Source organism: Lentzea sp. NPDC036949 (assembly GCF_055608075.1).
The window spans coordinates 45,138-52,276 of the sequence record NZ_JBVJRA010000019.1 but is presented as its reverse complement, the minus strand read 5'-3'; the positions used below and the strand labels follow the sequence as shown (position 1 = coordinate 52,276).

Below are 7,139 nucleotides of genomic sequence, written 5' to 3'. Positions count from 1 at the left end.
CCGGTAGTCGTCATCCGCGCGAACATCAAGGAATTATCAAGCCGCTGTTCTAGGTCTAATGCTGACCGTGAGCGTCCCGGATGATGCGATTCCCGCCTTCGGTCAGGTGCTGCTCAGACTCCGGCGGGAGTCCGGTTTGTCCCAGGTCGATCTCGCCCGTTCGTCCGGGATGAGCGTGCGCGCCCTGCGGGACCTGGAACGGGGCAGGGCGAGCTCCGCCCAGGAGCGCTCGGCCGAGGTGCTGGCGAACGCCCTCGAACTGACCGGCGAGGACCGGGAGGTCTTCCTGACGCTCGCCAGGGAGGGCCGTCGCCGCACGGCCAAGCCCGTCGACCCCACCATGCTCCACTCGCTGCCCGCGGTCACCGAGCTGGTCGGCAGGGAACGGGAGCTGTGCGAGCTGATCGGCCTCGGCACCGCGGAGCCCGCCGGCGTCGTCGTGGTCACCGGACCGCCCGGTGTCGGCAAGACCTCGCTCGCCGTCGCGGCGGCGCACCGGCTGGCCGCCCACTTCCCCGACGGCTGCCTCGCGGTCGACCTGGGCGGTTCCGGCGACCGGCCGATGGGGGCGGACGAGGCGCTGGAGCGGATGCTGCGGGCCCTCGGCGTGCCCGCCAGGGGTGTTCCCGAGGCCGAGGCGGACCGCGTCGAGCTGTTCCGGGCACTGCTGCGCGACCGGCGGGTGCTCGTGCTGCTGGACAACGCGGTCGACGAGGCGCACGTGCGGCCGCTGCTCGGCACGGGCCACCGCGGCGTGACCCTGGTGACCTGCCGCCGGGTCCTGGCCGGCCTGACGACCGCGAGCTGGATCTCGGTCGCGCCGCTGACGGCGGAGAGCGGGGTGGCCCTGCTCGCCTCGATCGTGGGCGACGACGTCGTGCGCGGGGAACCGGACGTGGCCGCCGAGCTGGTGGCGCTGTGCGGGAACCTGCCGCTGGCGATCCGCATCGCGGGCAACCGGCTGGCCACGCGCCCGCACTGGTCGCTGTCCTACCTCGTGTCGCAGCTGCGCGATGAACGGATGCGGCTCAGCTCCCTGTCGGCGGGCGACCTCCAGCTGCGGTCCGCGTTCGAGGTGTCGTTCCGGCGGCTGTCCCCGTTCGCACGCCGGGTGCTCCGGCGCCTCGCGGTGATCCCCGGCGAGCACTTCGACGAGGCGCTCGCCGCGGTGGCCACGGGTGCGCCGCGGCCGGAGGTCGGCGCACTGCTCGACGAACTGGTCGAGGCGTCCCTGCTGGACACCGCGCGGTCGCCGGGACGCCTGCGGTTCCACGACCTGCTCCGGCTCTTCGCCGCCGAGCGACTGGCCCAGGAGGAACCGGAGGACGTGCGGGAGCAGCTGCGCGACCACACCCTCCGGTACCTGCTGGACACGGCGACGGCCGCGGGGGCGTCCGTGTTCCGCAGCCCGGCCGACGCGGACGGCTCGCCGTTCCCCTCGCAGGAGAGCGCGGGGGACTGGTTGGTGCGGGAGGGCACGAACTGGTCGGCCGCGCAGCGCGAGGCGGCGGCGCTCGGCCGGCACGCCGAGGTGCTCGGTCTGGCGCAGGCCATGCACTGGTTCGCGGACAGCCAGGAGTTCGACTACCGCTGGGACGAGGTCTACCGGCTCGGTCTGGAGGCCGCGCGGCGGCTCGGCGACCAGGTGGCCGAGGTGGACATGCTCAACCAGCTCGGCTGGGCGCAGTACATGTGCCGCAACGACAACGAGCTCGCCCTCCGCACCAGCTCGCGTGCGCTGGCGCTCGCGGAGGAGATCGGCGACCACCGCGGGAAGGCGTTCGCGCACTGCTACCTCGGCGTCGAGCTGACGCGGCTCGGGAAGGCCGAGGAGGGTCTGGCCCACCTCCGCGTGGCCCACGAGCTGTCGGCGGAGTACGGCTTCTTCGAGATGCGGTACTGGATGCGCAGCACCCTCGGTGTGGCTCTCCAGGAAGCGGGCCGCTACGAGGACGCGCTGGCGGTGCACCAGACCCTGCTCACCGAGGCGCACGAGCACCGGCACGAGGCCGGCCAGGAGGTGGTGCGCTGGGTGATGATGCTGATGACGGAGAACATCGGCCTCTGCCTCGCCGGTCTCGGCCGGTGGCGGGAGGCGGCCGAGAGCCACCACGAGGCGCGCCGGTTGGCCGTCGAGAACGAGTCGGCCCACCACGAGGCGGACCAGGCGGTCAGGGAGGGGCTCGCGTGGCGCGCGGCGGGGGAGCCGGACCGGGCGCGGCGCTGCCTGCTCTCCGCGCGCGAGCTGCTGGACGGTCCGGTCTACCGCACCGATCGCGAGCGGGTGGACGCCGCGCTGACCGCCCTGGCGGAGCACCACGCACCAGGGTGTGATGGAAACGGATTGGGCTGAACGGGTGTCGCTGTCTCGATCGGCCCGGAGCGGGCGGTTACGTTTGCCTCGTGCGCGACTCGGATGGCCAGACGACTTTCGGTGAGCTGTTGCTGGGGTACCGGCGTGCCGCTGGGCTGAGCCAGGCGGGCCTGGCGGAGCGGTCGGGCATCAGCGTGCGGGCGTTGCGGGAGCTGGAGCAGGGCCGGGCCCGTGCGGCGCAGCGCCGGTCGGCCGAGGTGCTGGCGGACGCCTTCGAGCTGGGCGCGGAGGAACGCGAGGAGTTCCTGCGGGTCGCGGAACAGGGGCGCAGGCGGCGGCCCGCGGTGTCGGCCGCAGGCTCGGCCGAGATGCCGCCGCTGCCCTCCCACCCGGTCGGGCGGGTGGCGGACCTCGCGGAGCTGCAACGGCTGTTGCAGGCGAACCCGACGGTGGCGATCGTGGGGCAGCCCGGCGTGGGCAAGACCGTCCTGGCGGCGTACGCGGCGCACCTCAGGCGCGAGGACTTCCCCGACGGGTGCCTGGCCGTCGACCTGCGCGGGATGGACGAGCTGCCGTTGCCCGCGGAGGTCGTGTTCGACCGGCTGCTCCAAGCGCTGGGCGTGGGACCGGGGGAGGTCCCCGCGGTGGTGGACGAGCAGTCGAGCCGGTACCGGGCGCTGCTGGAGAAGCGCAAGGTGCTGGTGCTGCTGGACAACGCGGCCTCGGAGGCGCAGGTCCGGCCGTTCCTCGCGGCGGCTCCGGGCTGCCGGACGCTCGTCACGTGCCGCCGGACGCTGGCGGGCCTGGAGGGTGTGCGGTGGTTGCACCTGGAACCGTTCGACGACGGGGACGCGGAGGCGTTGCTGGAGGCCGTCGTCGGGGCGGACCGGGTGCGGGCCGAGCCCGGTGTGGCTGGTGAGCTGATCGAGCTGTGCGGGAACCTGCCGCTGGCGTTGCGGATCGCGGCGAACCGGCTGGCGAGCCGGCCGCACTGGACGTTGAGGTACCTCGTGGGCCAGTTGCGGGACGAGCGGACGAGGCTGTCGTCGTTGTCCGCGGGAGACCTGCAGGTGCGATCGGCGTTCGAGGTGTCCTACCGGGGGCTGTCACCGGAGGGCCGGATGTTGTTCCGGCGGCTGGCGGCGATGCCGGGCGCGGACTTCGGCGTGGAGCTGACCCAGGTCGTCGGAAGCCTGACGGAGTCGGAGGCCTTCGGCCAGCTCGACGAGCTGGTGGACGCGAGCATGGTGCTGGCCGGTCCGGCGGAGGGCCGGTTCCGCTTCCACGACCTCCTGCGGCTGTTCGCGCGTGAGCGCTGGGAGGCCGAGCACGACGAGGCCGACCGCGCGCTGACGACCGAAGCGGTGGTGGAGCACCTGCTGGACATGGCGATCGCGGCGGGGAGGAGGTTCTCGCCGGAGGAACCCGCGAACGAGGTCTTCGACACGCTGGACGAGGCGCGGTCGTGGCTGGAGCAGGAGCGGTCGAGCTGGCTGGCCGCGTTCCGGCAAGCGGTGCGCACGGGCTGGCACAGCGAGGTGCTGACGCTCGCGCAGGCGATGCACTGGTACTCCGACGACCGCTGGCAGGTGGTCGAGTGGGTCGAGGTCTTCGGCGCCGGTGTCGAGGCGGCACGGGCGCTGGGCGACGTGACCGCCGAGGCGCAGCAGCTCAACTTCCTGGGGTGGGCGCATTCCATGGTGGCCGACACCAAGGCCGCGCTGGAACAGCACCTGCTCGCCCTGGGCCGCGCCGAGGTGGCCGGCGACCGGCTGGAACGGATGTGGGCGCTGGCCTACGCCTCCTACTTCGAGTACTCCCAGGTCGACCGCGCCACGGCGATGGAGCACGCACGGGAGTCCGTGGAGCTCGCCGCCTCCTACGACTTCTGGGCCGTGCAGCTGCCGGTCCGATACCGGTTCGGTGCGCTGCTGTTGCTCGACGGACAGCACGAGCAGGCGCTTGCTCTCAAGGAGGCGCTGCACGAGGAAGCGGTGCGCCGCGGCCAGGCGGGCGAGGAGACGAAGTCCCGCAACCGCCTGACGGCCATTCTCGTCGAGGGGATGGCCCGCTGCCTGCACGCGATGGGCCGGTGCGACCAGGCCGTGCCGCTGTTCGCGCGGTCCCGCGTCATGCAGCAGGAGGTGGGGGCCACGGGGCTCGCGGCCGACGCGGCGCTGTGGGAGGGCCGGTGCTGCATCGACGCGGGTGCGCTCGACGAGGCGCGCGAGCTGCTCGAGTACGCGTGGACCGTCTTCGACGAGATGGCGATGCCGACCCGCTGCGCCAACGTGGAGATCGAGCTGGCCCGGATTTCGTGACCTCATCGCCCGTTTTCTGACCGAGTGGGAAGGACCGGGCGATCGAACGGGCTCAAACACGGGCGGCGGGCTGCACGGCGGCCCGCTGCGGTGTTGACTCGGGGGATGCGCATGCCGCAGTTCCCGCTGTCGACGTACGACTTCGAGGTGCTGTGGGCGGACGTCTGCCCCGGCCCGATGCCGTACCCCCTGATGGTGCCGAAGACCGGGGGACGGTCCCAATGCGGCGCCGTGCTGGTCGAAGAGGTCTACCGAGAGCTGGTCAACCGGGGTCTGGCCGACCGCGGACGCCGCGCGGACGCCCGCCTCACCCGGATGCTGCACCTGCTCGGGAACTACCGCGAGGCCGTCGACCTGGTCGCCTTCGTGGGATATCCGCTGCAGGCGCTCGCCGCCCGCGGTGCGGACGACGCCGTCCTCGCCGTGCTCGCCGGCGGCGAGCTGTGGCTGTCCTCGATCAGACCCGACGAGCTGGCCGTGGCGATCACCGACCTGTTGTCGGAGGGCCGCTGGTCCGCTGCTCGGTCGGGTGCCGCGGACGGACCTCCCGCGACCGGCCGGATCGGGTTCTCCGGGGCTGGCCGGTCCTCCGCCCTCCCCGCTCTCACGTGGTGCGGCACGGACGGCGAGCACTACCTCGTGACGGAGACCGGGTCGAGCGAGGCCGAGCTGATGGCGCACGACCACGTCACGCGCAGGGTCGGTGAGCTGCTCGCGTCGTGCGACGTCGACGAACCCGCACCGGTGACGTCCTAGGCGCTGTCCTGGGCGTCCGGTGAGAAGAGCGCCGGATTCGGCGTTCTTCGGCCGTGCGTGATCTTTCGTTGTTCTCATTGCTTTCGCGTATTCGCAATGGCGATCTTCGGCGAATGGCGATGTCGCGCGTCCGGTGGCCTCGGTCGGTTGACCGCAAACGCTGTTGTCCGAATCCGGACAAGCCTGCCACCTGCGGTTCACCGGAGGCGAGGGCGAACGCGCCACCAAAGGTGTGTGGAAGGGAAAGAACGTCCGCAGAGTGCTGATCGGTCCGGCGAGTGGGAGCAAGCTCTTCTGCGGCGGGGCGCTGCTTGAGCAAGCTTCGTTTGTCAGCGACCACTAGCTCGTTCACATAGGGAGACAGCCAATGGCCGGAGTGTCAACTACTACCCCGGGAATGCAGGCGGCGGCAGGCCACCTCGGCAACACGCAGAACGTGGCCAAGAGCGGTGTCCAGACCGTCGGCGACGCGCTCGGAACGCTGAAGTCGACCTGGACCGGTGACGCGTCCGCGGCCTTCGACACCTCGATGCGGGCCTGGATGGACGACTGCACGTTCATCGTGAACAAGCTCGGCGAGATGATCGAGGTCATGAACGGCAACCGGCAGGTCATCACCGCCGGTGAGAGCTCCAACACCGAGACCGCGTCGAGCATCCCCGTGGGTCCGGGCCTGGCCGGCCTCTGATCGCCGCCACACCCCACCCCGCTCAGCCATCGAAAGGACAGTGCTTTGCCCACTTACACCTTTGACCGCGGCATGGCGGACTCGGTCCGCGACCAGATGGCCGCGGTCACCAAGCGCCTGCAGACCGAGCTGGAGAGCATGCACCAGCAGATCCTCCAGAGCCTGGGGGACTGGCAGGACGGCGCCAAGGACCAGTACATGGTCGCGAAGTCCCAGTGGGACGCCGCCGCCGCGCGCATGCCGCACAGCCTGAACTCGGCCGAGGTCGCCCTCAACAACATCACCGGTGGCTACCTCAAGATCGAGCACACCGGCATGAACGCCTGGGGCGGCTACAGCGTGAAGTAAGTCCCCGGGGCGTCGCCGGACGTCCCGGCGACGCCCCCGTTCCGCTGTGACACCGATCGAAGAGAAAGGGCTGTGACCATGCCGGGTACCACGCGGCAGCTGACCGAAGACGAGAAGAAGACGATCGCGGACCGCATCGAGAAGAAGGAGTCGTACGAGGAGGCCAAGAAGAACCCCGAGGAGTACGACGCCGAGGGGCCCAGGGACGGTCTCGGCGACTGGGGCGGTCCCGAAGGGGAGCACTTCGCGAACAAGTACCCGCCGCCCAAGGTGCCGCGCAACAAGGACCACTCCGGCCGCGGCATCCGCGTCAGCACCGAGGCGCTGAAGACGTTCGCCACCAACATCCGCTCGCTGATCCCGACCCTCAAGACCGCGCTGGAGCAGATCGAGAAGGTCAAGGTCGCTCCCGGCATCTTCTACGACGCGCACCAGCTGCAGGTGAAGGTCGTCAGCGGCGGTGAGGGCACGGCGATCCAGCCCACGACCCGCGAGTTCCTCCGCAGGAGCATCGACGCGATCACGACGGTCGCCGACGAGCTCGAGAAGCTCGCGCGCGCCTACGACACCGCCGAGGAGCTCAACGCCGCCACCGGCAAGGACCTCAACGAGCACATCGCGGGTGCGAGGGCCGAGGTCAGCAAGGCGATCTCCGGAGCCACCCCCGCCTCCTAGGGCGTCGTCCGAGCAACGGCCTCCCCGGCGTCGCGTC

6 protein-coding genes are annotated in these 7,139 nt (G+C 71.3%); all 6 read left to right on the top strand.

The features are described from left to right. The first annotated feature begins 58 nt into the window (after window positions 1-58). The 6 genes from ACZ7CD_RS35780 (at window position 59) to ACZ7CD_RS35755 (ending at window position 7,102) form a co-directional block, all read left to right on the top strand. Window positions 59-2,353 (top strand): helix-turn-helix domain-containing protein, encoded by a 2,295-nt coding sequence (locus tag ACZ7CD_RS35780; protein WP_470380634.1) that lies wholly within the window; start codon window positions 59-61, stop codon window positions 2,351-2,353. A gap of 50 nt (window positions 2,354-2,403) precedes the next feature. Then, window positions 2,404-4,635 carry an ATP-binding protein gene (locus ACZ7CD_RS35775; RefSeq protein ID WP_360388229.1) on the top strand — a complete coding sequence of 744 codons (2,232 nt, stop codon included), beginning with the start codon at window positions 2,404-2,406 and terminating at the stop codon, window positions 4,633-4,635. A gap of 105 nt (window positions 4,636-4,740) precedes the next feature. Next, a complete protein-coding gene (locus tag ACZ7CD_RS35770) occupies window positions 4,741-5,391 on the top strand; it encodes an ESX secretion-associated protein EspG (RefSeq protein WP_360388232.1) in 651 nt (216 codons plus the stop codon). A 367-nt stretch (window positions 5,392-5,758) separates the two neighbouring features. Next, a complete protein-coding gene (locus ACZ7CD_RS35765) occupies window positions 5,759-6,079 on the top strand; it encodes a WXG100 family type VII secretion target (protein WP_360388235.1) in 321 nt (106 codons plus the stop codon). A gap of 45 nt (window positions 6,080-6,124) precedes the next feature. Continuing rightward, a complete protein-coding gene (locus ACZ7CD_RS35760) occupies window positions 6,125-6,427 on the top strand; it encodes a WXG100 family type VII secretion target (protein ID WP_143091682.1) in 303 nt (100 codons plus the stop codon). Between the two features lie 72 nt (window positions 6,428-6,499). Further along, on the top strand, window positions 6,500-7,102 hold the full coding sequence (locus tag ACZ7CD_RS35755) for a hypothetical protein (RefSeq protein WP_458433021.1): 603 nt from the start codon (window positions 6,500-6,502) through the stop codon (window positions 7,100-7,102). Window positions 7,103-7,139: the final 37 nt, after the last annotated feature.